24 protein-coding genes are annotated in these 26,346 nt (G+C 47.0%); 15 read left to right on the top strand and 9 right to left on the bottom strand.

Translation table 11 applies throughout. The features are described from left to right. Nucleotides 1–16 precede the first annotated feature (16 nt). Nucleotides 17–973 carry a lipoyl synthase gene (lipA, locus tag QUA54_RS14070; protein WP_333415126.1) on the bottom strand — a complete coding sequence of 319 codons (957 nt, stop codon included), beginning with the start codon at nt 971–973 and terminating at the stop codon, nt 17–19. A gap of 198 nt (nt 974–1,171) precedes the next feature. Here lipA and QUA54_RS14065 point away from each other — a divergent pair, with 198 nt between their 5' ends. The 4 genes from QUA54_RS14065 (at nt 1,172) to QUA54_RS14050 (ending at nt 4,993) form a co-directional block, all read left to right on the top strand. Further along, nucleotides 1,172–1,726: a response regulator gene (locus QUA54_RS14065; RefSeq protein ID WP_333415125.1), complete on the top strand. Its 555-nt coding sequence runs from the start codon at nt 1,172–1,174 to the stop codon at nt 1,724–1,726. A gap of 2 nt (nt 1,727–1,728) precedes the next feature. Continuing rightward, a complete protein-coding gene (locus QUA54_RS14060; protein WP_333189271.1) occupies nt 1,729–1,908 on the top strand; it encodes a hypothetical protein in 180 nt (59 codons plus the stop codon). Between the two features lie 104 nt (nt 1,909–2,012). Next, a complete protein-coding gene (locus tag QUA54_RS14055; RefSeq protein WP_333415124.1) occupies nt 2,013–3,107 on the top strand; it encodes a PfkB family carbohydrate kinase in 1,095 nt (364 codons plus the stop codon). A 131-nt stretch (nt 3,108–3,238) separates the two neighbouring features. Beyond that, on the top strand, nt 3,239–4,993 hold the full coding sequence (locus QUA54_RS14050) for a Rieske (2Fe-2S) protein (protein ID WP_333415123.1): 1,755 nt from the start codon (nt 3,239–3,241) through the stop codon (nt 4,991–4,993). Nucleotides 4,994–5,035: 42 nt separating this feature from the next. Here QUA54_RS14050 and QUA54_RS14045 read toward each other — a convergent pair whose 3' ends face one another. Next, the gene (locus QUA54_RS14045; protein ID WP_333415122.1) at nt 5,036–6,784 is read right to left on the bottom strand and encodes a CapA family protein; all 1,749 of its coding nucleotides are present in this window, start codon (nt 6,782–6,784) and stop codon (nt 5,036–5,038) included. 913 nt (nt 6,785–7,697) lie between these two features. On the opposite strand from QUA54_RS14045, the gene QUA54_RS14040 reads away from it, so the two are divergent. The 8 genes from QUA54_RS14040 to QUA54_RS14005 all read left to right on the top strand — a co-directional run bounded on the left by QUA54_RS14040 (nt 7,698) and on the right by QUA54_RS14005 (nt 17,841). Next, entirely contained in the window at nt 7,698–8,897 is a 1,200-nt protein-coding gene (locus QUA54_RS14040) for a HEAT repeat domain-containing protein (protein WP_333415121.1), read from the top strand. A gap of 107 nt (nt 8,898–9,004) precedes the next feature. Next, the gene (locus tag QUA54_RS14035) at nt 9,005–10,081 is read left to right on the top strand and encodes a glycosyltransferase family 4 protein (protein WP_333415120.1); all 1,077 of its coding nucleotides are present in this window, start codon (nt 9,005–9,007) and stop codon (nt 10,079–10,081) included. Nucleotides 10,082–10,124: 43 nt separating this feature from the next. Next, nucleotides 10,125–10,886 carry a type I methionyl aminopeptidase gene (gene map, locus QUA54_RS14030; RefSeq protein ID WP_333415119.1) on the top strand — a complete coding sequence of 254 codons (762 nt, stop codon included), beginning with the start codon at nt 10,125–10,127 and terminating at the stop codon, nt 10,884–10,886. 327 nt (nt 10,887–11,213) lie between these two features. Beyond that, a complete protein-coding gene (locus tag QUA54_RS14025; protein WP_333415118.1) occupies nt 11,214–12,143 on the top strand; it encodes an LD-carboxypeptidase in 930 nt (309 codons plus the stop codon). Nucleotides 12,144–12,311: 168 nt separating this feature from the next. Then, entirely contained in the window at nt 12,312–13,097 is a 786-nt protein-coding gene (locus QUA54_RS14020) for a hypothetical protein (protein WP_333415117.1), read from the top strand. Nucleotides 13,098–13,477: 380 nt separating this feature from the next. Beyond that, nucleotides 13,478–14,542, top strand: a complete 1,065-nt coding sequence (hemE, locus tag QUA54_RS14015) for a uroporphyrinogen decarboxylase (RefSeq protein ID WP_172190091.1) — start codon at nt 13,478–13,480, stop codon at nt 14,540–14,542. A 336-nt stretch (nt 14,543–14,878) separates the two neighbouring features. Continuing rightward, on the top strand, nt 14,879–15,844 hold the full coding sequence (locus tag QUA54_RS14010) for an NAD(P)-dependent oxidoreductase (protein ID WP_333415116.1): 966 nt from the start codon (nt 14,879–14,881) through the stop codon (nt 15,842–15,844). 404 nt (nt 15,845–16,248) lie between these two features. Next, the gene (locus QUA54_RS14005; RefSeq protein ID WP_333415115.1) at nt 16,249–17,841 is read left to right on the top strand and encodes a B12-binding domain-containing radical SAM protein; all 1,593 of its coding nucleotides are present in this window, start codon (nt 16,249–16,251) and stop codon (nt 17,839–17,841) included. Between the two features lie 86 nt (nt 17,842–17,927). On the opposite strand, the gene QUA54_RS14000 is transcribed toward QUA54_RS14005, so the two are convergent. Further along, nucleotides 17,928–18,104 carry a hypothetical protein gene (locus QUA54_RS14000; protein WP_333415114.1) on the bottom strand — a complete coding sequence of 59 codons (177 nt, stop codon included), beginning with the start codon at nt 18,102–18,104 and terminating at the stop codon, nt 17,928–17,930. A 41-nt stretch (nt 18,105–18,145) separates the two neighbouring features. Here QUA54_RS14000 and QUA54_RS13995 point away from each other — a divergent pair, with 41 nt between their 5' ends. After that, complete coding sequence (locus QUA54_RS13995) at nt 18,146–19,042, top strand: M48 family metalloprotease (RefSeq protein ID WP_172190088.1); 897 nt, start codon at nt 18,146–18,148, stop codon at nt 19,040–19,042. A 139-nt stretch (nt 19,043–19,181) separates the two neighbouring features. On the opposite strand, the gene QUA54_RS13990 is transcribed toward QUA54_RS13995, so the two are convergent. The 3 genes from QUA54_RS13990 to QUA54_RS13980 form a co-directional block, all read right to left on the bottom strand. Next, a complete protein-coding gene (locus QUA54_RS13990; RefSeq protein ID WP_333415113.1) occupies nt 19,182–19,565 on the bottom strand; it encodes a type II toxin-antitoxin system VapC family toxin in 384 nt (127 codons plus the stop codon). 1 nt (nt 19,566) lies between these two features. Then, nucleotides 19,567–19,788 (bottom strand): type II toxin-antitoxin system VapB family antitoxin, encoded by a 222-nt coding sequence (gene vapB, locus QUA54_RS13985; RefSeq protein ID WP_333415112.1) that lies wholly within the window; start codon nt 19,786–19,788, stop codon nt 19,567–19,569. 126 nt (nt 19,789–19,914) lie between these two features. Beyond that, a complete protein-coding gene (locus QUA54_RS13980; RefSeq protein WP_333415111.1) occupies nt 19,915–20,103 on the bottom strand; it encodes a hypothetical protein in 189 nt (62 codons plus the stop codon). 153 nt (nt 20,104–20,256) lie between these two features. Between QUA54_RS13980 and QUA54_RS13975 the strand changes: the two genes are divergently transcribed. Together QUA54_RS13975 and QUA54_RS13970 are read left to right on the top strand one after the other, a co-directional pair. Continuing rightward, entirely contained in the window at nt 20,257–21,978 is a 1,722-nt protein-coding gene (locus tag QUA54_RS13975) for an NACHT domain-containing protein (RefSeq protein ID WP_333415110.1), read from the top strand. Continuing rightward, the gene (locus QUA54_RS13970; RefSeq protein WP_333415109.1) at nt 21,959–22,402 is read left to right on the top strand and encodes a hypothetical protein; all 444 of its coding nucleotides are present in this window, start codon (nt 21,959–21,961) and stop codon (nt 22,400–22,402) included. The genes QUA54_RS13975 and QUA54_RS13970 overlap by 20 nt, the downstream gene beginning before the upstream one ends. A gap of 97 nt (nt 22,403–22,499) precedes the next feature. Here the strand turns inward: QUA54_RS13970 and ftsH4 are convergent, their stop codons facing one another. The 3 genes from ftsH4 to QUA54_RS13955 form a co-directional block, all read right to left on the bottom strand. Continuing rightward, nucleotides 22,500–24,374 (bottom strand): ATP-dependent zinc metalloprotease FtsH4, encoded by a 1,875-nt coding sequence (gene ftsH4, locus QUA54_RS13965; RefSeq protein WP_333415108.1) that lies wholly within the window; start codon nt 24,372–24,374, stop codon nt 22,500–22,502. 264 nt (nt 24,375–24,638) lie between these two features. Further along, a complete protein-coding gene (locus tag QUA54_RS13960; protein ID WP_333415107.1) occupies nt 24,639–25,112 on the bottom strand; it encodes a tryptophan-rich sensory protein in 474 nt (157 codons plus the stop codon). 112 nt (nt 25,113–25,224) lie between these two features. Then, nucleotides 25,225–26,070: a M48 family metalloprotease gene (locus QUA54_RS13955; RefSeq protein ID WP_333415106.1), complete on the bottom strand. Its 846-nt coding sequence runs from the start codon at nt 26,068–26,070 to the stop codon at nt 25,225–25,227. Nucleotides 26,071–26,346: the final 276 nt, after the last annotated feature.

Genomic DNA, 26,346 nt, shown 5'->3' with positions numbered 1-26,346 from the left:
TAAATAGAGATTAATTTCAATCGCTCTCTCCGGCGTGGTATGAACTGCGGACGAGAGGCCCCGATCGCACGCGCTCAAACCCCATCTCCCGGGCGATCGACCCGAAACGGTCAAATTCGACCGGCGTCCAGTATTTGCGCACTGGGAGGTGATCTAGAGACGGTCTCATGTATTGACCGAGGGTGAGCCGATCGCACTTGGCCTCCCGCAAATCGGCCATCGCTTCGACTATCTCGGCTTCGGTTTCTCCGTGCCCCAACATCAAACCGGATTTGGTGGGAATAGTTGGGTCATATTGCTTAACAATACGCAGAACGTCGATCGAGCGATCGTACTTCGCCCCCCTCCGCACCGGCCCTTGCAACCGGCGCACCGTCTCAATATTGTGGTTGTAACAGGCCGGTTTAGCCTCCACCACCGTGCGAATTCGCTGTCGCTGCAACTCATCGAGGCCGGAATTCTCCCTCTCTGAACTCCTCCCCATTCCCCCCCAAAAATCCGGCGTCAGTACCTCAACTTCAGTATGCGGGTTCAGAATGCGGATTTGGGCGATCGTCCTCGCAAACCAACCCGCACCCCCATCCGGCAAATCGTCCCTAGCCACCGAAGTCAGCACCGCATAGCGCAAACCCAACAACTGCACAGCCTCGGCCACCTTTTGCGGTTCCTCCGGGTCTAGGGGCATCGGAGAATGACCTTTATCTACTTGACAAAAAGCACAAGCGCGGGTGCAAGTCGGCCCCATCAACAAAAAAGTCGCCGTTTTTTGCGCGTAGCACTCGCCCCGGTTGGGACATCTCCCCTCCTCGCAAATCGTGTGAATTTGCCGCTGTTTAATAATTTTTTGCACTTGCGAAAGTTCGCTAGCTTTGCCAACGGGCCTGCGCAACCACTGGGGCATCGCCTCGATTTCACCCCGCATTTGGGCGGCAACTGCTTTGACTGTAGGAGTTTGAGGAGTTTGGGGCGACATATAATTAAGTGGCGATCGAGTTAATGCCTTCGATCCTATCCGAAATCAAAGTCCCTGAACTTGTAGCAATCTCACCCTAAACCCGAATCGCGTCCAAGTGCAACAAAACTAAACTCGCCCAGAATTATGGGTAGAATTCTGTTAGGGATATACTGAAGGTTGCAAATCATCACTCATTCATTACTGAAGGAGTCAGTCGTGGCTGGTCAAAAAATCTTGGTAATCGATGACAGTAAAGTCATCCGCGTCCGAGTCCGAGAGATGTTGCCTCAGGGTAACTTTGAAGTTCTAGAAGCAAAAGACGGCGAAGAGGGACTCAAACTGATCCGTCAAGCCCGTCCCAATCTAATTATGTTAGATTTCCTACTGCCGAAAGTCAGCGGTTGGGAAGTGTATCAAAAAGTGCAAGCCCATCCCGAGCTTTCTAAGATACCTTTGGTGATCATGTCGGGCCGCGAAGAAGAGGTGATGGAAAAAATTCCGAAACCCTTTGAGAAGCATTTTTTTGCATTCATCGCCAAACCCTTTGAGAAGAAGCAGCTAACCGAGGCAATCAAATCGGCGATGGTACTGGCGAAAAAGAAACCCGTGCCGGAAGCCCCAGCCGCCACCGCTGCTGCACCCACTTCTGGAGCGGGTGCGGCCGAAATTCAGGCGATGACTGTGAAAATGGCAAAAATGCAAGCGGAAATTGATGCACTCAAAAAACAAATGACTCAGGTGATTACGATCATCAAGCAGAAATTGAAATAACTTTGCTGTTTTTTGAAGACACTTATGTAGAAGGAAACTTCCACACCGTAAAACTTTCTCTTGAGTCTGAATGGCTGCGCTTTTATCCGCATTTTTTTGCCCAATTGTTTGAGCGAGTGCGATCGCCAACAGCCTGCAACTGGTTTCTCAAAATCCCAGTCAGAAAATCAATTAAAAGTTAAAAATAAAATAAGGGAGGAAATTAATTATTAATTAATATTAGGATTTTTAATTCCCGCTCGTTCCCCACTCAATTATCAACTCCTCAGTCTCATTTTTTTGGTTAATGACTAACGACTATTCCGACTTTTTGCCTCAACTGCGTGCCTCAACAGAGCAATTATTGAAAAGATTAGACTGCTTCCATCGAGCGCAGGTATTAGCGATCGGAGATTTGACCTTGGACGAGTTTCTTACCGGACAAGTAGAGCGAATTTCCCGCGAAGCACCTGTGTTGATTTTGCGCTACGAAAATACTCAGCAAGTACCCGGAGGTGGCGCAAATGCTGTCTACAATTTAGCCAAACTGGGAGGCAAAGTAAAAGTTGCTGGTTTGGTGGGAAAAGACGACCAGGGAAAGGCTTTGTGCGGTATTTTTGAGGCGGCGGGAATTGATACGGCTGGGATTTTAATCGATTCGCAGCGTCCAACTGTCACCAAAACTCGCATTTCCGGGCACGCGCGGCAGTCGGTGACTCAGCAAATTGTCCGAGTCGATCGCAAATCGGACGAGTTGCCGGATTTAGATTTGCAGTTGCAACTGGCAGACTACATCCGGCAGCAAATACCGACAGTAGATGCAGTGGTTTGTTCCGACTACGGCGACGGAGTTTTGACAAATTTGGCGATCGAATCGGCAGTGATTCCCGGCAAAACAATTGTAGACGCTCAAACAAATTTGCAGCGATATTCTGGAGCAATGTTATTTACTCCGAACTTGCCAGAAGCCGAGCAAGCAGTGGGATATGCTATCAAAAACCCTCAAACTTTAATGCAAGCAGGACGCGATTTATTGAATTTAACTCAAGCTCAAAAAATCCTGATTACTCGCGGCGAAGAAGGGATGACTTTGTTTGAAAGGGCGAACGGCGAAGAAATCAAAAATTCACCTTCTCCAACATCGACTTGTGAAAAGGGGGAATTTGCCATTCAAAGTTGGGACATTCCCCCTTTTAACAAGACTGATGTATTCGACGTAACCGGTGCTGGAGATACAGTCGTAGCAGCAATGACTTTAGCTTTGTGCGTCGGTGCATCCGGTTGGGAAGCGGCAGTTTTGGGCAATTTGGCGGCTAGTATTGTCGTGCGTCAATTCGGTACGGCGACAACAACGGTAGAGGAGATGAAAGAAGCTTTGCTATCGCTCCTGAATCTCGAATAAAGCCAAAACAGAAACCTGCTGGCGATCGATCGAGCATCTATCAGCACTTGAGTTTTTAATCCTGTTTTACTTCAGGCAAATACCCTGGCATTGAGTTAATCTAGTTTATATATAAATTAGTTTAAAAACTTATGGCTGAGACTTCAGGCTATTACGTTCGCGCTGCGAAACTTGCAGAAGTCGAGACAAAGGGCAGTTTGTTAGTGAATTTAGAAAAACACACGATCGCCCTTTTTTACTCAAACGATCGGGTATACGCGATCGACAACCGCTGTCCCCACATGGGTTTTCCCCTCAACGGCAGCACTTGCAAAGATGGCATAGTCACCTGTCCTTGGCACTACGCCCGCTTTGATGTCGCCAGCGGCGGTACTTTTGACTCTTGGGCCGACGACGTGCGATCGTTCCCAGCGGAAATTCGCGACGGGGAAGTTTGGGTAAATTTAGCACAACAGCTTGACCGTTACGCCCACCAGCGCCAGAGACTTCAAGATGGGTTAGAACAAGGAATTTCTCTAGTCATCGCCAAGTCAGTGATTGCCTTGCTAGATATGGGGGCAACTGCCAGCGAACCTTTCCAAATCGGATTAGAATTTGGCACCCGCTACAACAAATCGGGATGGGATACGGGTTTATCGATCCACACCTGCTTGATGAATATCCTGCCTTATCTAGATCCAGAAGACCGACCCCGTGCCCTCTATCAGGGACTTTCGGCAGTGGCCCGCGATAGTGCAGGCGCACCTCCTCACTTTGCAGTTCACCCCTTGCCTAATTCTGAGGTTGATGCAGAGACACTCAAAAGCTGGTTCCGGCAATTTATTGAAATCAGAGACAGCGAAGCCGCGGAACGATGTTTGTTGACAGCAGTACGCGCGCCTCTTGAACGAGAACAAATTGCTGATATGCTGTTTGCGGCCGCTACTGACCACCGCTACATTGATGTCGGTCACAGCCTCGACTTTATTAACAAGGCGTTAGAAGCCCTGGATGCAGTGAATTGGGAAGGGGCAGAAACTATTTTCGCGAGTTTGGTGGGTGGTTTGGCGAATGCGGCGCGCATGGAAGAGTCGAGTTCTTGGCGCTACCCTGTGGATGTGGTGGCAATTTTAGAGTCAGCGATGGCGCAGTTGCCGGCAGCTTTAGAAATGGGTCGATCGCACCGGGGCAATTGGTTGGGAAGAGAACAGTTAATTCCGATGTTGTTGGGCGAAGATGTATTGGCGATCGTCGATGCACTTTTAACTGCCTTGAAAGAAGGTTGTAGCGAAGACGAATTAGCGAGTGCAGTCACTTATGCTGCTGCCCTCCGCGTAGCCCGGTTTAATACGAATAACGACCACAGCGACTGGAATTCAGCGCACCATCCGTTTACCTTTGCGAATGCGGTGCATCAAGGATTGCGACGATCGCCTTCAATAGAGTTGCTGCGGGGAGTTTTCGATGCAGCGATCGCCGTATATCTCAACCGTTTCTTAAATGTACCGCCTGCGCGACTTCCAGAACCAACAGATGTAGTTGAGAATCCAGAGGAATTGCTCAAACAACTGCCAGATTTGTTGGACAGACAGCAACAGGTGAATCCAGTCGGTAAATTAGTTGCAAAATACTTATATAGCGGCGGCAAATCGGAACGGTTGATGGCAGTTTTAGGAAAACTGATGCTGCGGGAAAATCGGGATTTCCACGTTATTCAGCAGGTAGAAGCGGCATTTCGCCAGTATGCTTTATTAGAGAATGCGGGCGATCGCATTGTGGTATTAGTGGCGGCGGCAAGGTATTTAGCCGCCCATGCCCCGACAGTGCGATCGCAAGCACAAACTTATCAAATGGCAGATGGATTGCACCGGGGCGATCGCTTATTTGAGGAGTCACCGGAAGTATAGCTTCTCGTCATCAGGCACTTCTTCGGTAAATAATTGCCCCGATCATTTCTTGGAAATTATCCCTTTGTCATCAATTTTCAAATCTGTCTTGGGAAAATCGCTTTTTGTCAAACGGTCAATCAACCCCACACTCCTAAAATCGTCATCAATAGATGGGATGCCTTGCCGATTAAGTTCCACTGGGATAATCTTACCCGAAACAAAATCCCCTTGCGGAGTCATTTTCACATCCAAAATTAGAGATTGACCGAGTGCTCCGGCTGTGGACAAAGTGCGATAACCCAAAAAATTGCCCAGCGAATAAGCAATCAATTTACCTTTATAAAGCTCCATCGCTCGGGGAACGTGCGGGCCGTGTCCCAAAATCAAATCTGCTCCCGCATCAATCATCGTCCGCGAAAACAAAACCATATTTCCCCGGTTTTCTCCGTAAAATAATTCGTTTTTGTTTCTCACATTCAGAGCTCCCGTTCCTTCAGCTCCAGCATGAACTGATATCACTACAATATCAGCTTTTTCCTTCGCTTTTTTTACAATTTCTGCCCCCGCTTTCAGTTCCAGTAAGGAATTGTGAACTTCGCCGTAGTTGCTGAACCCGATAAAGGCAAAATTCACGCCTTTGACATTTTGATAAACAATTTGATCTCTTTTGCCAACAGCTTTCATGCCGTTGCTGTCGATGTTTTTAATCGTGTCCTTAAATCCCTGCTCGTTAAAATCGTAAGAATGATTGTTGGCAACATTCAAAATATCAAAACCAACATCTTTGAAAATTTTGGCATAACTCGGAGGCGTCCGAAAGGCAAACAGCATTCGTCCGCCGCCTGCTTTGGAACTGTAAGGATAATCGGTCATCGTGCTTTCAAAATTGCCAAACAGAATATCAGCTCCTTTGAGGTACGGTTTTACCGACTCTAATAAAAGCTCTTTTTTTGGCGGCAGTTTGTTGTACGGATAATTTGTGCCGGGGATCATGTCGCCAACTGCTTTGATGCTGACAGTTGCGGGCACAGCGGCAGGTTTTTTGGCAGCCGGGGAGGGCGATTTTGGAGCTGGAAGGGGTTTGGCTGCGGGTGCAGGTGCGGGTGTCGAGATCGCTTTTTGTACCGCAGGGTTTGACGTTAGAGGGTTAATAGTAGCGGTGCTTGAGGATTTGTAAAATTGAGAAGCCAGAACAAAGCCGGATATCGGCACGAGAATCAGACTCAGAACACCGACTGACAGCCCAGATTTTTTAGTTTTAGTGCGGGCTAATTCTGGCTGCGGTGATGGCTTTTGCTGCCTTTGGTTTGTGGGTTTTGGAGTTGGGATTTTAGGGGGTTGGGGCGGAGATTTTTCTGGTGTTTGAGTGGGCGCCGTTGTGGCATTTTGAGTTTTTTCTAGCTTTGGCAAAGCCACAGGAATAGGGGAAGCGGGTAAACTCGCGGCTACTGCTTCACTCGCAGCTAATGCTGCATTCACGGCAACTAATGCACTCACGGGTGCGGAAGTCAAGCGTTTTTTTAATTCTACCGTCTGAGTCCAACCCGGCAATTGCTGGCCGCCCCGCCGTCCGTAAACTGTCACTGAGTAAACGTTATTTGGTTGCAGCCGCTGCAACCCTTTGACTGCGACTCGGAGGCAGGCTTCTTCTGTGGGCAATTGTTCTGCTTCCAGCAGCAGGTGCAGGGTGTCATTTTCTCGGCTGGCTTTAGCCGTAACCCCAAAGCTTTCGAGTGCTTGGCCGATCAGAAATGCGATCGCCAGGGCATCGCCTTCTTTTGCTAAATTTAAAATATCTTGTTGGCTCACAAATGCCTCTACTCTCTCACACTAGAAATTTAGCTCGATCTTATATCAAATTTGGCGGCACAGGATTAAATACCGATTGATTTAGCTTAAGTAAGTGGGTACAAATAAACAGAACGTAGGGAGACGGCGCCTGCGTTAAACAGTTTACTCGCTCTCACTATAGCTCCTAACTAAACTGGCCCCCAGTTCTACAAGATAGTATGATTTTTGGCGCTTGCTTGCTGAATACAATATTTCCTAACGGTTATCTTAGTCGATCGCCCAAAAACTTCTATCCGCCATAATTCCCCCCCTTGAAATTAACATTGGTCAAATCAGCGCTCTCTTTTTTACAGCAGTTTCGATAAAAAAACCCGGTTTCTTCGATCGAGATTGCGTCCTGGAATGTACTGAAAATATTCGGTTTAGCAGCCAAGAATACACTCAAAAATGCAGTTAATCGTTTCCACTGCAAATGCACCTTGTCCGACTTCCGTCCAGATTAAGACAAAAACGATCGACCTGCAGGCTCGGAAGCTTGTTAAACTCTTGGTCATGCCACGCTATCCGTCAGAAATAGACGGCGAGCAACAATCGCCCGCCTGCGCCCCGGAGGCCCCGCGGCGCTGCGCGTGCACAGCACGCAGCTAAGGCTCCGCTTGCTGAGCTGAGCTGCAATCAATTTTCTCGATGCCGCTGCTTTATTCGCGGCCGCCGATGTAGCTCATCTCAAACTAATTAGTTAAAGGACTTCCACGTCAATGACGCAATTGTGTTAATCAGATCTGGCTCGCTGCCCTCTCAAACCCGGGTTTTTGGCGAGTCTGGTGCTATTTGTGAGTTAGTTAAGCGCATAGCAGCTAGGATCGAGCTAACTCAAGGTTAAACTAAAGCTCGTCATGCGGCGTTGCCTCTCAAAACCGGATTGAGTCTTATGGCGCACTACCGCTCCTTTGTATGTTTGTTCACCTGCATTGCCTGTCTGGGCGCTGCGTTCAGTCCCAGTGCCGACGGAAGGCAACAGGTACTCAATGCCTCCTACCGGGCTGTTTCCCTAGAAATTGCTCAGGCGAACTCTCCCCCGGACGATCGCCAGGACTCCAACCCTCCAAAACCGTCTCCAGCTCCCGATAAAAACAAATCTAAGCCGTCCAAAACGTCTAAACCTAATTCAAAAATCCCCAAACCGATATCTAATTTGATTGTCATTTTGTCTCGCCAGCGGGGGTTGTTAATGTTGGGTTTGGCAGCAGTTGTCGTCACGGCAGCGGCAGTATTTATCATGCTCAAATTAGTTAGCAACGGCGAGTCAAATCATTCAAGGCGAAGACGGGGGAGAGTCGATCGCCACAACCAAAGAAACTCTCAATTCACTAATCCCGATTCTCCTACAAACTCGCAGGAAATTGGACATCAAGAGGTTTCTTTTGGGGGACAAAAACCGCGGCCAGCTTTGCCCTACCATTTTGATTTGCCAAAAGACTACAGTCTCGACAGCAGCGATCGGCCTTTACCGTTTATCCGGGAATTGGGGGAATCAGAATCCGAGGATGCAGTTGTCGAGGGCGATCGAATTAATTCCGACACCGTGCCCTTGGAAACTAACAGCAACGGCTACAGCGACACAGGTTTCAACATTCCCGAAACAACTAATCGAGCCGATTCCCTCGCGAGTCGGAAGAAAGATATTTCTCTTCCAGAAACGGATGGTAGACCTAAAGTTGATATTATTGAAGCACTGATTGAAGATTTGCAGCACCTAAATCCGGCAAAAAGGCGCAAAGCAATTTGGGAACTCGGTCAGCAGGGAGATTCCAGAGCAGTTGAGCCGTTGCTCGATTTGCTAGCAAATTCTGACTCGAAGCAGTACAGTTTAATTTTGGCAAGTCTGTCGGAAATTGGCATTCGCACGCTCAAACCCATGAATAATGCCTGGTCAATTTCGCTGCAAAATGAAAACCCCGAAGTGCGTAAAAATGCGATTCGCGACTTGACGCGGATTTACGAATTGGTGAATCAAATCAGTCACTTGTTGCACCGTGCGACGGACGATCCCGATCCAGAAGTTCAGGAAACTGCTCGCTGGGCCATCAATCAGTTGAATCGCATCCGTCCGCGCTCTGGGAGAGATTGATAAATCTAGCAATTTTTAAATAATTTGAGATTGGAGATTGGAAAGTGAAAAATTTAGAATTTAGATTATGTTAGAATTAGTCAAGGCTGACTAATGACTAATGACTAATGACTAATAACTCTTTAAAACTATTGTTCCTGTCAACTTCTGTCGGTAAACTAGGTTCCGGGTTGGGTGGCGGTGTCGAACTTACGGTCCTTAACATTGCTAAAGAATTGCAGCGCCGCGGTCATAAAATAGCAGTCGTAGCACCAGTAGGTTCAGTCTTAGAATCAATTCCAGTAATTGAAATAACAGGCGATTTGCAAGTAACCGCCCAAACACAAGATTACAATGCTTGTATTGTGATGCCCGCCGATGCTGTGCTTGCGAATATGTGGGAATATGCTCGCCAAGTTCAGGATGAATGGGATGTCATTCTTAACTTTGCCTACGATTGGCTGCCGTTTTATTTGACGCCATTTTTTAGGACTCCGATCGCACATTTGATCAGCATGGGCTCCCTTTCGGCATCCCTCGATCGCATTGCCGGACAAACCGCCGTCCAGTTTCCAGGTACGATCGGAGTTCACACCGCTTCTCAAGCCAAAACATTCGCCTTTGCCGATGAATGTCAGTTGTTGGGAAATGGCATAGATTTATCCCTGTACGAATTTTGCAACCAACCGCAGTCTAAATTAGCTTGGCTAGGCCGCATCGCCCCGGAAAAAGGCTTAGAAGATGCAGTAGCGGCAGCGAAAATTACAGGCATTCCCCTAAAAATTATGGGCAAAATGCAACATGAGGATTATTGGGAAAAAATTTGTGCAGATTACCCGGATGCTCCGGTAGAATATTTAGGGTTTCTGACAACAACCCAAATGCAAGAGCAAGTCCGGCAGTGCCGAGCATTGTTGATGACGCCGCGCTGGGTGGAAGCTTTCGGAAATGTCGCGATCGAGGCTTTAGCGTGCGGTGTGCCTGTGATTGCTTACGAGCGCGGGGGGCCTGCCGAAATTGTTCGAGACGGACAGACGGGCTTTTTAGTGGAGCCTGATAGTGTAAATGGCTTAGTAGGTGCGATCGCCCGCTTAGACCAAATTGACCGCAGCGCTTGCCGGCGACAAGCAGAGGTAGAATATTCTTTGGGAGCTTTGGGCGATCGTTTTGAACACTGGTTCAAATCTATTCTAAAATTGAGTTAAATAAACTCTTAATCGATCACAAAAAAAGAAAACAGAAACAACTATGGCAACCGAACGTTTAGTGCTTTTATCCAGTAGAGAAATCGAAAAAATGCGCCAAGCAGGCCGTTTAGCTGCCGAACTTCTCCTACACCTAGAACCAATGGTTAAACCCGGTGTCAGCACTCTCGAAATTAACGACGAAGCCGAACGCTGGACTTTGGCACACGGAGCAAAAAGCGCTCCGCTAGGTTATAAAGGATTTCCTAAATCTCTGTGTGCAAGCGTCAATGAAGTAGTCTGTCACGGCATCCCCAATGCTAAACAAATTCTGAGAGAAGGTGACATTATTAATATTGATGTAACGCCTTTAGTAGATGGTTATCACGGCGATACTTCCAAAACTTTTTTTGTCGGGAAACCTTCACCCCTAGCAAAAAAGTTAGTTGAAGTAACCGAGGAATGTTTAAGAAGAGGAATTGCGGAAGTCAAACCTGGTGCTCGTACTGGCGATATCGGTGCAGCGATTCAAGAATATGCTGAAGCACAGGGTTTTTCGGTAGTGCGAAATTTTGCTGGACACGGGGTTCACCGAGTCTTTCATACTGAACCGGAAATTCTGCACTACGGCAAGCGGGGCACGGGGAAGAAGCTCAGACAAGGCATGGTTTTTACGATCGAGCCGATGATTAATGAGGGTACTTGGGAAGTGGAAATTTTGGGCGACGGTTGGACTGCGATCACCCAGGATGGAAAGCTTTCGGCTCAATTCGAGCACACTCTGGCTGTTACTGATTCTGGGGTGGAAATTCTAACTTTGCCTTAGCAATCATTAACAAACAATCTGAAAAACTCACTCCTAAATCAATAATTAACCATATCCAGTAGGGGCGGGTTTCACCGACAATATCTAACGATTATCAACAATCTAGATAAACCCGCCCCGCCACAACCGATAACCCATATCAACCTGAAATTTGCATCGAATCCGAAAATGTAGGTCTACACCTATGGGTGGGTGGGGGCGGGTTTGCGAGATTGTCTGTTTCAGTCAGAAATTGTCTGTAAAACCCGCCCATAGGGAATTATTATCGATTCACAAAATACCATATAACTAATAACTAATAACTAACTAACTAATAACTAATAACTAATGACTAACATAAAATTTCTGCAACCAGGAGATTTGCTCAAAGTAATTGCCCCTAGTGGCACTCTGCGAGAATCAACCAACTTTGAAAAGGGTGTAGAAATTTGGAAATCTCGCGGCTATCGAGTTGAATTAACACCGGGTTTTGACGATCGCTGGGGCTATTTGGCTGGTTCTGACGAAAACCGCGTCCGACAGCTAGCAGATGCCCTCAACGACCCGGATTGTCGCGGTATTCTCTGTGTGCGAGGCGGTTTCGGCAGCACTCGACTTTTGGAAAAAGGAAATGTGGGAAAGTCGGAAAACTCCCAATTTCCACCTCCCGATTCCCATTCGCCGAAATGGTTAATCGGCTTTTCCGACATTACTGCTTTGCTGTGGAATCACGACAAATTGGGTATTTGGGGCGTTCACGGGCCGATGCTGACAACTTTGGCGGATGAACCGGATTGGTCTGTCGATCGACTTTTTGACTGCATCGAAGGTCGTCCCTTACAATCTTTGCAAGGTAAAGGATGGGGCAGCGGAAAAGCCACGGGACGGCTGTTTCCGGCGAATCTGACGGTTGCTTCTCATTTGCTCGGAACCCCGTATCAACCGGATTTGACCGGGGTTATTCTCGCATTTGAGGATGTTTCCGAGGCTCCTTACAGGGTCGATCGGATGCTGACTTTGTGGCGGATGGCGGGGGCTTTCGCAGGCGTGCGGGGCATTGCTTTGGGGCGCTTCAGTCGCTGCGAGATTGACCCGAGTATTCCCAGTTTTAGCATTGAAGAGGTTTTGCGCGATCGGCTGGGGGACTTGAATATTCCCATAGTCTCGGATTTGCCCTTCGGCCACGAGGGGGTTAACGCTGCTTTACCGATGGGAATTACAGCTTGTCTCGACGCTGAATCGGGATTGCTGATTTGCGGCGATAAATCGCAACTTTAGGTTAAGGATCGACGTCTATAAATTTAACATGAGATTTTGCACCAGCTAAACAGCCCTGGGGTTGGGTGAGGTTGACACGGTTGGCAGAAATTACATTTAAAATGGATTGTGTATGCAAATGTCGGCGCCAAGAAAGCACAAAGATTTTAAAATTTTCCAGAGGTTGATATGAGAACGCACAACTTGTTAAAAAGTATTGCTGCCACTGTGCTAGTTGCAGGATTGGCACTCACGGGCATTTCGTCTAGTGCAGTTGGCGAACAGATACAGAATAACGATCGCATAGATGGAGTAATTCGCCGCACTTCCCCGATTTACCGTTTCCGGAATATGTGGGTTCCGGGCTCTCCGACGGAAGAATTGCGCGGCCAAGAATACACATTCAGCGCTCGCGAAGGCGATAACATTGAAGTGTTTTTAAACACAGATAGAAGTCGCGGTTTTACTCCCGTGATGGTACTGTTTTACGAGAACAACAAACAAGTTGCTTTTACGCAAGACAGTTCTTTTAATTATCAAATTCCCCGTAGTGGCGAGTACAAACTTTTAGTATTAGCAAAAGATGCTGCCAGAGGCGGTAGCTACACCCTAGAAGTTGCGGGAATTGATGGGGGCGACAGACGATCTCGCAATTCGCGGGACGATTGGTACACCGGGCGAGATAACGACCGATATGACAGTCGATCTGACAGAGCACAGCTTCTGCAAGATGATTTTGGCTTGCGGTCTGTTGATTGTCGCGAGAGACGTTCTGTGGTGAGAGTAAGGTTTGACGATAATAATCAAAACTCAACTTACTGCGCTGTCCCGACTAGAAACTTTCCGGCGGGAGATTATTACTACAATTCGCGGACTAGAGATTTAGATTCAGCGAGGGTGGATGATAATAGGAGGTTCGATGAGGGCCGCGATCAATGTCGCGTATCCGTAGGCGGAGTGTGCGTAACGAGGTAAGTAGGTCAAACTGTAGCGCGGGATCAGAAACCGGGTTTCTACGAAGAAACCCGGTTTCTTTGCGTATACACAGGATTTATACCAGTCCTTTATATACAGTCGATCTCTAACCGAAAGCATCCAGGATACAAGCCCCCGGATTCATCCGTCCAGAAATAAAAAACCTGTATCCGATAAAGGAGCCCCCGAATTTATCCGTGGGGTCAATGCTTCAATTCTTTAATCTAAAATCTAAAATCTAAAATCGATTGGCCCTCGCCTCACTTTCTTTGGCCATGACAAAATACACATTTGTACACACAAGATTTTGTCGAAAAGGACGATCGCACAGTGGTAAGCTACCAAAGGCATTAAAATATCTAAGGTAGAGAAAAGTTAAAATGTCGGCATTAAATGAAGTTCCCTTGTTGTTGCGGGCAGCCCGCGGCGAAACCCTAGACCGCCCGCCCGTGTGGATGATGCGCCAAGCCGGCCGCTACATGAAGGCTTATCGAGATTTGCGAGAAAAGTATCCCTCGTTTCGCGAACGTTCCGAAATTCCCGAAGTTGCCATCGAAGTTTCCCTTCAGCCGTGGCGCGCGTTTCAACCCGACGGCGTAATTCTGTTTTCCGATATTGTCACACCCATGCCCGGTTTGGGCATCGACATGGACATCGCCGAAGGCAAAGGCCCGATTATCCACGCACCAATCCGCACTCAGCAGCAAATCGACAACCTGCAACCGCTGAACCCGGAAGAAAGCTTGCCGTTTATCAAAACCATCCTCAAATCCCTGCGCGAAGAAGTCGGCAACAAATCCACCGTGCTCGGTTTTGTGGGCGCGCCGTGGACGCTGGCGGCCTATGCGGTTGAGGGCAAAGGTTCTAAGGATTATGCAATTATCAAAAACATGGCATTTTCCGATCCAACTTTACTGCATCAGTTGCTCTCAAAATTCGCAGATGCGATCGCCGTTTACGTGCGCTATCAAATCGACTGCGGCGCGCAAGTAGTGCAAATGTTCGACTCCTGGGCCGGCCAACTGTCCCCGCAAGACTACGACACCTTCGCTCTACCTTACCAGAAACAAGTATTCGAGCAAGTCAAAAAAACCCATCCCGACACCCCGCTAATTCTGTTAGTCACTGGAAGTGCCGGCATCCTCGAACGCATGGCAACATCCGGCGCGGATATCGTCAGCGTCGATTGGACTGTTGACATGGCCGACGCGCGCCGACGTTTGGGCCCGAATATGAACGTTCAAGGAAATCTCGATCCGGGCGTGTTGTTTGGCTCTCAACCGTTTATTCGCGATCGAATTCTTGATACAATTCGCAAAGCCGGTCATCGCGGACACATCCTCAATTTGGGACACGGCGTATTACCGGGAACTCCCGAAGATAACGTGCGTTTCTTCTTTGAAACCGCAAAACAAGCCGACAAATTGCTTGCAGTTGCTGCTTGATTTGATTTCGATTCTAGAATCCGATCGAATCCGGTTAATTGCACCTGATATTTGTAGGGATAGGGCAATGCCATATCCCTACCGTGGAAAAAACATATATAATCCGAGTGAGTCCGGTTAATCTGACATTTTGCACCTGTTGCAATAGTCCCTTATTGGGCGGGCAGGATGCCCACCCCACAAGAAAATTTAATTTTTGTGGAACAGGCATCTTGCCTGTTATTGAGAATGCTGTAAGATTTAAGTTTAATTGCATCTGATATTTGTAGGGACACGGCCATGCCCTCTCCCTAGCGTCGAAAAAGCGTCAAATCCTTCCTCTTCTCCTGCGGCAAAATGAACTCCAAAAAAATTTTTGTGACGGGTGCAAGTGGCTGTATCGGTCACTACATGGCCGAAACTTTGATTCAAGAAACAAACCACGAACTTTACCTCTTAGTTCGCAACCCCGAAAAATTAAAATTTGATTGGAAAGCCCGCCCCGGCATCCATATAATACAAGGCGATATGCGAGATATCGAGCAATTTGCCGAACTTCTCCAAACAATAAATGTAGCAATTGTAGCCGCTACTGCTTGGGGAGGAACTCAAGAAGTTTTTGATGTTAACATAACCAAAACTCTCCGCTTAATTCAACTACTTTCGCCACAGACTTGCCAGCAAGTAATTTATTTTTCAACAGCCAGCATTCTCGGTAGAGACAACAATTTGCTCAAAGAAGCCGGGGAACTGGGAACAGATTATATTAGCTCAAAATACAATTGCATGGTGCATTTGTCAGCTTTGACAAATGTGCCTCCGATTACGGCACTTTACCCGACATTAGTATTGGGAGGAGACGCAGAAAAACCAGTCTCTCACTTGTCATCTGGCCTGCCACTTGTCGCAAAATGGATTGGTTTGATTCGCTGGTTTAAGGCAGATGGCAGTTTTCACTTCATCCACGGCGCAGATATTGCTAAAGTAGTTAATTATTTAGTCGAACATCCGCCGGCTTCCGAGGAACCGCGACATTTTGTGCTAGGAAATCCAGCGATTACAGCTAACGAAGTGGTAGAACAAGCTTGCCAGTATTTGAATAAAAAGATATTTTTTCGGATTACTTTGTCAGCTTGGCTAGCCAATTTCTTTATTTGGCTGTTCCGAATTCAGGTGGCTGCTTGGGATAGATTTTGCATCAGCTACCGCCATTTTACCTATCAAAATCTTGTGAATCCCGAAAGCATAGGAATGCCGAGTTACTGCGCCACAGTGGCCGATATGTTAAGAACTAGCGGGATTCCCGGCAAAGATTCAAATTAGGGGAGAAGGAAGAGGGAAGAGGGAAGAAGGAAGAGGGAAGAGGGAAGAGGGAAGAGGGAATGTGCACCTTACGAAATATATGTAGGGTGCGCCGAGGTGTATTTTACGAATAATGTAAGTTTTTCAAATTCTTTTTTGCCTTAGTCCCATGCTTTTTAAATGCGATTATCGTCAATTAAGGGTCAAATACGATAAGATATCAGCATTTGCAAACTTTAACAGGGAACTGCAAGCTAAAAATTGCGCTGACGATCTTTGTCTTAGGGGGTTTCACCCCTCGCCAGATATTCGATCGAGTGCAAGATCGTAATTTTAGCCTTAACATTAAGTCTTGAGAGTCGATCGAACTCTCAAACACGCCAGCCCGATCGCAAGTTGTTTACTGATGTGAGGTTTAACATATAATGCGAGTTCTTCTAGTTTACCCCCTGTTTCCGAAAACATTTTGGTCTTACGAGAAAATCCTAGAATTAGTCGATCGTAAAGTGCTGCTGCCACCGCTGGGTTTGGTAACGGTAGCAGCTATTTTACCCCAAGAATGGGAATTTAAGTTAGTCGATCGCAACATCAGACAAATCACAGAAGCAGAATGGGAATGGGCAGAGCTCGTTATTCTGTCCGCAATGATTGTCCAAAAAGAAGATTTGCTAGACATAATTGGCGAAGCAAAACGGCGCGGTAAATCCGTAGCTTGCGGCGGCCCCTACCCCACTTCCGTACCCGAAGAACCTCAAGCAGCGGGCATAGATTACCTGATTCTCGACGAAGGCGAAATCACCTTGCCGATGTTCGTCGAAGCAATACAACGGGGCGAAAAAAGCGGAATTTATCGATCGGACGGCGTAAAACCAGATGTTACCACAACCCCCGTTCCCCGCTTCGACTTGCTGGAATTAGACGCCTACGATTCGATGTCGATTCAATTTTCCCGAGGCTGTCCCTTCCAGTGCGAATTCTGCGATATCATCGTCCTCTACGGCCGCAAACCCCGCACCAAAAACCCCCAACAATTGATAGCAGAATTAGACTATCTATACAACTTGGGCTGGCGGCGCGGCGTGTTCATGGTAGACGACAACTTTATCGGCAACAAACGTAGCGTCAAACTGTTGCTAAAAGACTTAAAAGTTTGGCAAGAAGAACACAAATTCCCCTTTACTTTCAACACAGAAGCATCCATCGATTTAGCCCAAGACCAAGAATTGATGGAGATGATGGTAGCTTGCAATTTCAATGCAGTGTTTTTAGGGATTGAAACCCCTGATGAAGAAAGCCTGCAAATGACCAAGAAATTCCAAAATACCCGCAATTCCCTGATCGAATCAGTAGAGTTAATTGCGAAAACTGGTTTGCGAGTAATGGCCGGATTCATCATCGGATTCGACGGCGAAAAACCCGGTGCCGGTCAGCGGATTGTCCAGTTTGCCGAAGCAGCAGCTATTCCGAGCACAACCTTTGGAATGCTGCAAGCTTTGCCGCACACGGCATTGTCCCACAGATTAGCAAAAGAAGGGCGGTTGCGCGACAAATCTGGCAACCTCAACCAGACTACTTTAATGAACTTTATCCCGACGCGGCCTCTCGAAGATATTGCCCGCGAATATGTCGAGGCATTCTGCGAAGTGTACGATGCTGAGAAATATTTAGACCGGACTTATCGCCATTTCTTAATGTTAGGTGCACCTACAGCAAAGATACCTGCTCGAGTTCCCAGTTGGATAGACTTGCGAGCACTGCTAACTGTGGTGTGGCGGCAGGGAGTCAAGCGTAGCACTCGCTGGAAGTTTTGGCATCATTTGTTCAGCATTCTCAAGCGCAATCCTGCGGTTTGGGATCATTATTTGACTGTGTGTGCTCACAACGAGCATTTCCTGGAATACCGCCAAATTGTGCGGGATGAAATTGAAGCTCAATTAGCCGAGTTTTTGGCTAATGAGTCTCAAACTGTATATCAAGAACCTGTTGCTGTTGAGGGAAAGCAAGTGCAAGCGGTTTAGGGTTGGAGAATTTAACCGCAGATGAACGCAGACAAACGCAGATGAATGTAAGATTGTCTGCGTTTATTTTGTTTTTAATCTGGGTTCTAGGTTCGGGCTGGAAATGTCATATCCTGCGGCTCAGCAGCCTCTTGAGAGGAGGCGAGAGAGCCTTCCGAGGCCTTCCCAGTTTCTGACTGAAAAGGTGAAATACTACTATTGGCGACAGCAGTTATTTCGGCAGATAGAGGCGCGATCGCCCCCAAATATGAAAATCTAATCACAAGCTCAAAAATAAAAAAATCTCGATCGCCCTCAACCCGCCATGTTAGGAACAAATCAACTCAGAACAGCCGCTCTCTTAGGACTCCTAAGCGGCCTTCTCGTTTTAGGAAGTTATTATTTAATCGGGAACGAGCAAGGACTTTACATCGGTTTAGCGCTAGCCGCCTTCTCAAGTTTTAGCTCTTGGTACTATTCCGACACGGCCGCGTTAATGGCTTACCGCGCTCAGCCGATCGCCCGCAGCGAAGCACCAGAAATCTACGATATGGTAGCATCGCTGAGCGAAAAAGCCCAAATTCCGGTGCCGAAAATATTTCTAGTTCCCACTCAATCTCCCAACGCATTCGCCACAGGAAGAGACCCGGAACACGCGACAATAGCAGTTACTGAAGGCATCATCAATCTGCTTTCCCGCGAAGAATTGGAAGGCGTTTTAGCGCACGAACTGACGCACATCCGCAACCGCGACACACTCACTCAAGCAGTTGCAGGGACAATTGCCGGCGCGATTACATTTGTCGGGCGAATTCTGACTTTTGGAGCGCTTTACGGCCCGGTAACGCGGGATAGCAGACAAGGCCCGAATCCCTTTGGTTTGCTGTTTTTAATCATTTTAGCACCGCTATCAGCAACCGTAATTCAATTGGCGATTTCTCGGACGAGGGAATTTGCAGCAGACAGCGGTGCGGTGGAAATTACCAATAACCCGATCGGTTTAGCAAACGCGCTGCAAAAATTAGAGAAAATCGGTCGTGAAATTCCGATGCACGGCAATCCTGCGATGTCGCCGCTGCTGATTGTGAATCCTTTTTCGACTAAAGGTTTGCAGTCACTTTTCCGCACTCACCCGCCGACTGAAGAGCGAATTCAGCGGCTTTTGGAAATCGCGCAGCAGCAGCAAGGTACTCCAGTTATGGCCTACGTGCCCGGAATTTGATCGATCGAAAATGCAGCAACAATATTTAGAAACCCGGTGTTTTGAAGCAGCCGGGTTTCTCTATGTTTATCATGGTAACTGTAGGGAGCGACTAATGAGATAGGTTGGGGCGATCGCTAGTATAAAAGTTTTGGCTTCTTCATGACCAAACTCGCTGAATAGGATAAGCATCAAAAGCCTCATCGCGACTAATCAAAACCAGCGAATGATTCAGGGTCTGTGCTACCAGAATGCGATCGAAGGGATCTCGATGATGCAGAGGAAGACCTGCGTAAATCTCAGTGTCTTCAACTGTAATTGGTAGAATTTGAGCGTTAATGTATTGCAATTCCTTGGGCAGGTCTTCAAATGGTCGATTCAGTTGAAGCTTACCGACATTAATTTTAATAGAGATTTCCCACAGACTGGCAATACTAAAATATAAACCTGTTTTAGTATCGATCGCTTCTTTTGCTTTACTACTTAGATTGGAATCGCCAAGCAAATACCACAGAAAGGCATGAGTATCTAAAAGGGATTCCATGTTACATATATTCCTTTAAATCTTCCAGCGGTTCATCGAAATCATCAGACATAACGATCTGACCGGCCCAACTACCATAACCATGAGGTTGTTCAATTTCTTCTGGAGATGATTCTGTTTTGGCGTGTTTTTCAAGTAGATATTTTGCATAATGCAATATCTCTTGTTTGAGAGATTCTGGCATCTTGAGGACAGTTTGAAAAATCTGTAGTTCGATAGTCATGATTTCTGTACAATTTTTACTATGTCATATTCACCAATTATACTGTAATGGCAGTCAGAAGGTGTTTGGTGCGAAGGGAGAGCGCCTTGTGATTGCTCTCCCTTAATACGATTACTTGCGATCGCACTAACGCGGGTTTGTCTGTTTGCCGTTGTCTGTTTCAGTCGGCTCATCTTTCTGCAACGCTGTCAGGATTTGAAAGCACAGCTTGAGCGCAAAGAGCAGAAATCCTGCGTGGGGATTGAGGCAACTGGCAACGCCCACTACTGCAAACTCGACAATTTTGAGCCACTTTTTCTTGTGGGAAGCTTTCATGAGATCTACCTTTTTCTTGAGCTTTCAACAAGATGCCAAAATTTACCGAGGAAGCTGGTTCAGGTCATGTCCAACTGCTTGTCATATTCTGTCCAGGTTCTGTTCGGGTTCTGTTCAGGTGGCTATGATAGTTAAAAGACTAAAATAGTAACTATGGCTGGAAAGGCGATACCATCGCTCAAACTATCGACTGATGGAATTAAAAAAGCGAATGAGGCTCTGGCAAATTCATTTGTCACGAAGTCAGAGTTAGCAACCCACATCAGTAATTCTCGTAGAAACAAGAAAGGGGCATCTCCAAAAAATACGACGGCCATCTCGCGGACAACGATTGATGAGTTTTTTGACGGCTCTCCCAAAAATGCCAAGATTTTCAAAGAAATCTGTGCTGCGCTCGATCTGAACTGGCAAGATGTTAAGGCTGATGTGCCTGAAGGATGTGAACCTCAGCCTTTAGCCTCACTTCCAGCCAATATTCAGACGAGAAATATTTCGAGCCAAGTCAACGATCTTGATGGGTTGGTGCAACAAGTACGATCGCGCCTCCACGATCACATCCAACGCTTACATGGCACGATGCCACTTTGGGGTGTCGATCGTGGGGTGCCGTTGGGTGATTTGTTTGTGGATGTCAATATTCTGGAGAAACTGAGCAGTAGTCGTAAGTCTGAACTCGATGACTTGTGGCAGGATTTCAGCAAAAATCCCAGCTATCGCAGTTTTGATCGCATTGGATCGGGCAGGGAACAGGAACGAAAGTCAGGCTTAGAGGTGGTGGCGAACAATAAAAACCTGATGGTGGTGGGCAAACCGGGTTCGGGAAAAACCACGTATTTGCAACGAGTGGTGACGGAGTCCAATGCAGGAAAATTACAAGCGCACCGGATTCCGATTTTGATTAGGCTGCGGGATTTTGTGAAGGATGGAGGTGAGGTGGCTTATGCTCTAAAGCCTTATCTAGAGAAGTGTTGGGAGTTATCAGATGCAAAAAGCCTACTCAAGCAAGGTCGGGCGCTGGTGCTACTGGATGGATTGGATGAGGTGACAGGGGAAGATGGAAAGAACATCGCTGAGGCAATCAAGTGGTTTGCTCGTCACTATCCGCAGGTGCAAGTAATTGTGACGTGTCGAACGCAGAGTTTTACGGGCGAAATGGACTGGAAATCTCTAAACTTTCAGTTTGTGGAGGTAGCGGATTTTAATCAGTCGCAGGTGCGATCGTTTGCAAAGCATTGGTTTAAGGCGGTGGTGAGGGATCGGTCGGCGGAACTGACCAAGGCACAGGAGTTTCTGGAGCAGCTTTTTAGAGAAGAGAATAAGCCGATTCGGGAGTTGATGATTACTCCAATTTTGCTGAGTTTGACCTGTGCAGTATTTGAGCAGATTGAGTCGAATTATATGACCACAATAACTACAGTAACAACAGCCTCCAAACTGGCTGATTACTACATCTGGTTCGCGAATGACGTAGGCTCCTACCTCAGCAACCACAAGCTACAAAAACTATTGTACTATGCCCAAGCATGGTATCTAGCCTTTGAAGATAAACCGCTTTTTGATGAAGATTTTCAAGCCTGGGTGCACGGGCCGACTATCCCGGCTTTATTTTATGAATACAAAGAACAATTTGGGTTTAAGCCAATTCTCAAAGAAGTTAAAAAACCAGAATTCCCACAGGAAGTACAAGAGTTTTTAGACGAGTTATCCGATGATTATTTCTTTCGAGATGCTTATGAGTTAGAATTGATGGTGCGACGCGAAGACCCTTGGATTAAGGCTAGAGGTGAGTTGCCAAGAGATGAACCTTGCCATGCTATTATTTCTAAGGAATTAATGAAAGCATACTACAAAACCCGTGTCATCGAAGAAGAATAAAAAAAGAAAAGACACAAATATTCGCAGTCAGCCATCTTCCGCCAAGAGAGAGGTTGTCGAGATACAAATACCCGAAGGAATTAGTTTTTCTTTCAGGTATTATCAGGATGATAAAGATAAATTTTCACTTGCAGATCGAGATTCGAGATATCTAGCATCTCTATTGAGAAGGCTGCGCGATTTACCACAATTGAAATCTCAAGAAATTATCAATAATCAGAGTAAAAGCCTGCGCTGTCATGGAATAGTCTGGCAAGATACAACAGAACCTAATGGCTTCGGCATTCCCAATGAAGATCAGCTAGTAAATCTCCCCTACCAGTTCCAAATATCTGCTAATGAATACGGCAGGGTGCATGGATTTTTTAGTGAAAATATTTTTTATATTGTCTGGTTAGACCCAGACCACAATCTTTACAGTTGAAATTATTATAAATTTTCGGGTAGTCAATCAAAAAACGCAGATGATATTGCACTCATCTGCGTTCATCTGCGTTCATCTGCGGTTTAATTAAACCCTATTAAACTGAAGCCGCAACCTTATCTAAAGGCCGCACTTGACCGAGGAATTCGCGAAGTGCGTCACCTTCCACCACCTCAGTTTCCAACAGTTTCTGCGTAATTGTTTCCAACAATTCCCGATTTGCTTTCAGAATATCCACAGCTTGCTGGTGTGCAGTTTCGACAATTTCCTTCACTTCTTGGTCGATCGCCTCAGCAGTCTGAGCACTTACCGCACGGCGGGCATTTCCCATACCATCGTTGAGGAACATTGCTTGTTGACCTCGATCGTAAGCTAGAGGCCCCAAAACCTTACTCATCCCGTAAGTTGTCACCATCCGTTCAGCTAAATCAGTCGCCCTTTGCAAGTCGTTGGAAGCGCCAGTAGTAATGCTACCAAACACCACTTCCTCAGCCGATCGCCCTCCAAGCAGTGTAGCAATTTGACCGCGCAACTCCGATTCATCTAACAAGAAACGGTCTTCAGTCGGTACTTGCAACGTGTAACCCAATGCAGCCATACCGCGAGGGACGATCGAGATTTTTGACACTTCGCCGCCGCCCGTCATCGCAGCACCAACCATCGCGTGCCCGACTTCGTGGTAAGCCACAATCTTTTTCTCTTTTTCGTTGAGCACCCGGCTTTTCTTTTCCAAGCCAGCGACAACGCGCTCAAACGCCTCATAAAAGTCTTCCTGAGCTACAGTTAGGCGCTTGTTGCGAGCAGCTAGCAAGGCAGCTTCATTGACCAAATTTGCCAAATCTGCGCCCGAAAAACCGGGGGTGCGAGTGGCGACCGCTTTCAAGTCAATATCCGGGCCCAACTTCACTTTTTGAGAGTGAATATTCAAAATTGCTTCGCGGCCGGATAAATCCGGGCGATCGACTAAAACTTGGCGATCGAAACGACCGGGGCGCAACAGAGCAGCATCCAAACTTTCCGGGCGGTTAGTTGCAGCCAGCACAATTACCGTAGTATTGCCCGCCGCAAAACCGTCCATTTCAGTTAATAATTGATTGAGAGTTTGTTCGCGTTCATCATTCCCACCGAAGCTAGCGTTACTGCTGCGGGATTTGCCGATCGCGTCCAATTCATCAATGAAAATAATACAAGGAGCCTGTTTCTTAGCCTGCTCGAATAAATCTCTAACTCTTGCAGAACCGACACCTACAAACAGTTCTACAAACTCCGAACCCGATATGCTAAAAAACGGCACGCCAGCTTCACCAGCCACTGCTTTTGCTAACAGCGTTTTGCCAGTTCCCGGAGGCCCGACTAACAGCACGCCTTTCGGAATTCTCGCGCCAATTGCCGTAAAGCGATCGGGAGTTTTCAGGAACTCAACAACTTCGACTAATTCAGTTTTAGCCTCTTCTACTCCAGCCACATCAGCAAAAGTAATTTTCGCCGATTCGCCTTCTACATAGACCTTAGCTTTGCTTTTGCCGATCGACAGCGCACCCTGCGGCCCGCCACCCTGCCTGTTCGCGAAAAATTGAAAAATCGCCACAAAAATCAGCGGGGGAACCACCCAGCTTAAAACACTGCCGATCCAGCCATTTTTGGAAGGGGGAGTTGCCGCAAATTCAACGCCTTTTTCTTGCAAAAGTTTAGGCAGATCCAGGTCAAAAATCGGGGTAGTTGACAGCACTTGACCGGGTTTGTCGCCTTCGCCTTTGAGCTGGTAGCGAATTTCATTTTGACCTACCGAAGCTCGCGCCACATCTTGTTCTTGAACCTGATGGACGAACAAGCTGTAAGGCACTTGCGGAATTTGCGGCCCGAACAAATTCGGCAAAAAGATATTGGCCAGCAGAAACAGACTTGAGAGCAATAACAAAATATTGCTAATTTGCCGAAAACGAGGTGGTTGGGGCTGGTCTTTAATTGCCATTGATAACCGTCATCCTTTAATTTAAACCAGTTTTATTCATTTATTTTCTCACCCAATACGCACACACTGTCAAGCGGATTCCCTCACTCGATGGGTGGGTTAACCAGCCAATGTTGCTTTGAGCAAATTCAAAACTAACAACGATCGGATGGCGATCTTCGGCGCACCTTGCCTCGATCTAAGGTGAGCATTGCGCACCGAATTACCTTGGTGTAAGGTACGAAATACTCACCGAATATTTATGCAGCAATCCACACCAAATATTTATGCAGATTCTGGGTTTAACTGAATCATTTCCCAAGTAGTATAAGTGCCGATCGCACCCCAAATCGCGTAAGGCAAAAGTAACAAAGCCGCGGTTTGAGAAATCGGCAAAACAGCCAACGTCAGCACAACTCCCAAAATCTCGCCAGCCCCTCCCAAAATCGTCCCTACTTTGAGACTTTTGGCTCTGAGAGTAGCGGGAATATAAGCAACTGTTACAATTTCTAAAAGCAAGTACAAAGCCATCAGCAGCCAAGTTTTGAGACTACCGGGTTCCTGTTCCCACACGAAAGTAGCGCTGCCGGCCCCGCAAGCAAAAATAACTGTCCAAATCAAGGGAATAGCAGGCTCAAAAAACATCCAATCCGGTCTTTGAAGTTTGACAGCCCAGTTAATATCGCGCAGTTTAAAAAACAGAGTGCCGAAGGCGACTGAGAAAGTCACGCCGCCGATAATCATCCAAGATTCAATCATGGTTTTTAACTTTCAAATTGCTCGATCGCTCATTAAGTCGATCGTGCCAATTCCAAGCCGAACTTAGATCCGCCTTTAGTAATAACTTTTGTAAAGCCCGATGCAATTATTGCTAACCCCCCGACACATTCTTAGCAAACTCATCGCGTCCAGACATCAAATTAGCTGGAACGCCGTTAGGGTAATTTTGCGCGATTAAAGCTTGCAACTTTTGAACTCGGTTTTCTGGATTCGGGTGAGAACTCAAAAACTCCGGTGGCGCTTCGCCCTTCCTAGCCGCACCGAGAATTTGCATCACCTCAACAATACCTCTAGGATCGTAACCCGCCTCGGTCATAAACCGAAAACCGAGCCGATCGCTCTCAAGTTCATCCGATCTACCGTACCGCAAACCGACAACTTGATTGACAGCTTGAGCAATTAATGCTGCCTGCTGGCCGCCCCCGCGATCGTCGCTAGTAGCCACCCCAACCGCCGTTACCAAAGACCTGCCGAACTGCTGTTTTGCCAAGTGTTCCGCAGCGTGGCGCCCTACAACGTGACCGCTTTCGTGTCCGAGTACAGCAGCCAACTGAGCCTCGGAATTCAGCCGCCGCAGCAGCCCCGCAGTAATAAAAACTTGTCCCCCCGGTAGAGCAAAAGCATTCACAGTTTCGGGGTCTCGCAGCAGGTGGAATTCAAACGGATAACCCGCTTGTTTCGCCACCGAACCGTTGACAACTCGTTCTCCTACTCGATCGACATACTGCTGAATACTCTGGCTGGGATAAAGCCCCCCGTACTTGGAGGCCATTTGATCTCGCGCCTGCAATCCCAAAACTATCTCTTGGCGGGGAGAAAGCTGCACCCGCTGTCTCTCTCCTGTTACCGGATTTTGTACGTCGTTTGTAAAATAGGTAATTGCCCCAAAAAATGCCATTAACAGCCCGATCGCGGCTCGAAATAAAAATTTGTTCACAGGCTTGATACCTAAAAAGTTTAGCGAGTAGATTACCAGCATGACAGCTATCTCGACATCTGTCTGAAGTATTAATAATAGAATATTGTTATCGTTTTTTTGGATGATTGGCGAAGAAGGCTTTTTTAAAACGAACCGCATAAGCGCTAGGACACGAAGGAAGAGAAGAAGAGAAGAAGGTTATAGTTATTAAATCGGTGTGCGATTCGTTTAACCTAAATGGATTAAAAATCCAGGGACGGTTAGCCTAACCCCTTGGTTAGTGTAACTGATTAT

It is taken from the genome of Microcoleus sp. MOSTC5 (assembly GCF_036701825.1).
In the GTDB taxonomy this organism is placed as follows: domain Bacteria; phylum Cyanobacteriota; class Cyanobacteriia; order Cyanobacteriales; family Microcoleaceae; genus Microcoleus; species Microcoleus asticus.
The sequence above is the reverse complement of the archived record's forward strand: the minus strand, read 5'-3'. Positions and strand labels throughout refer to the sequence as shown.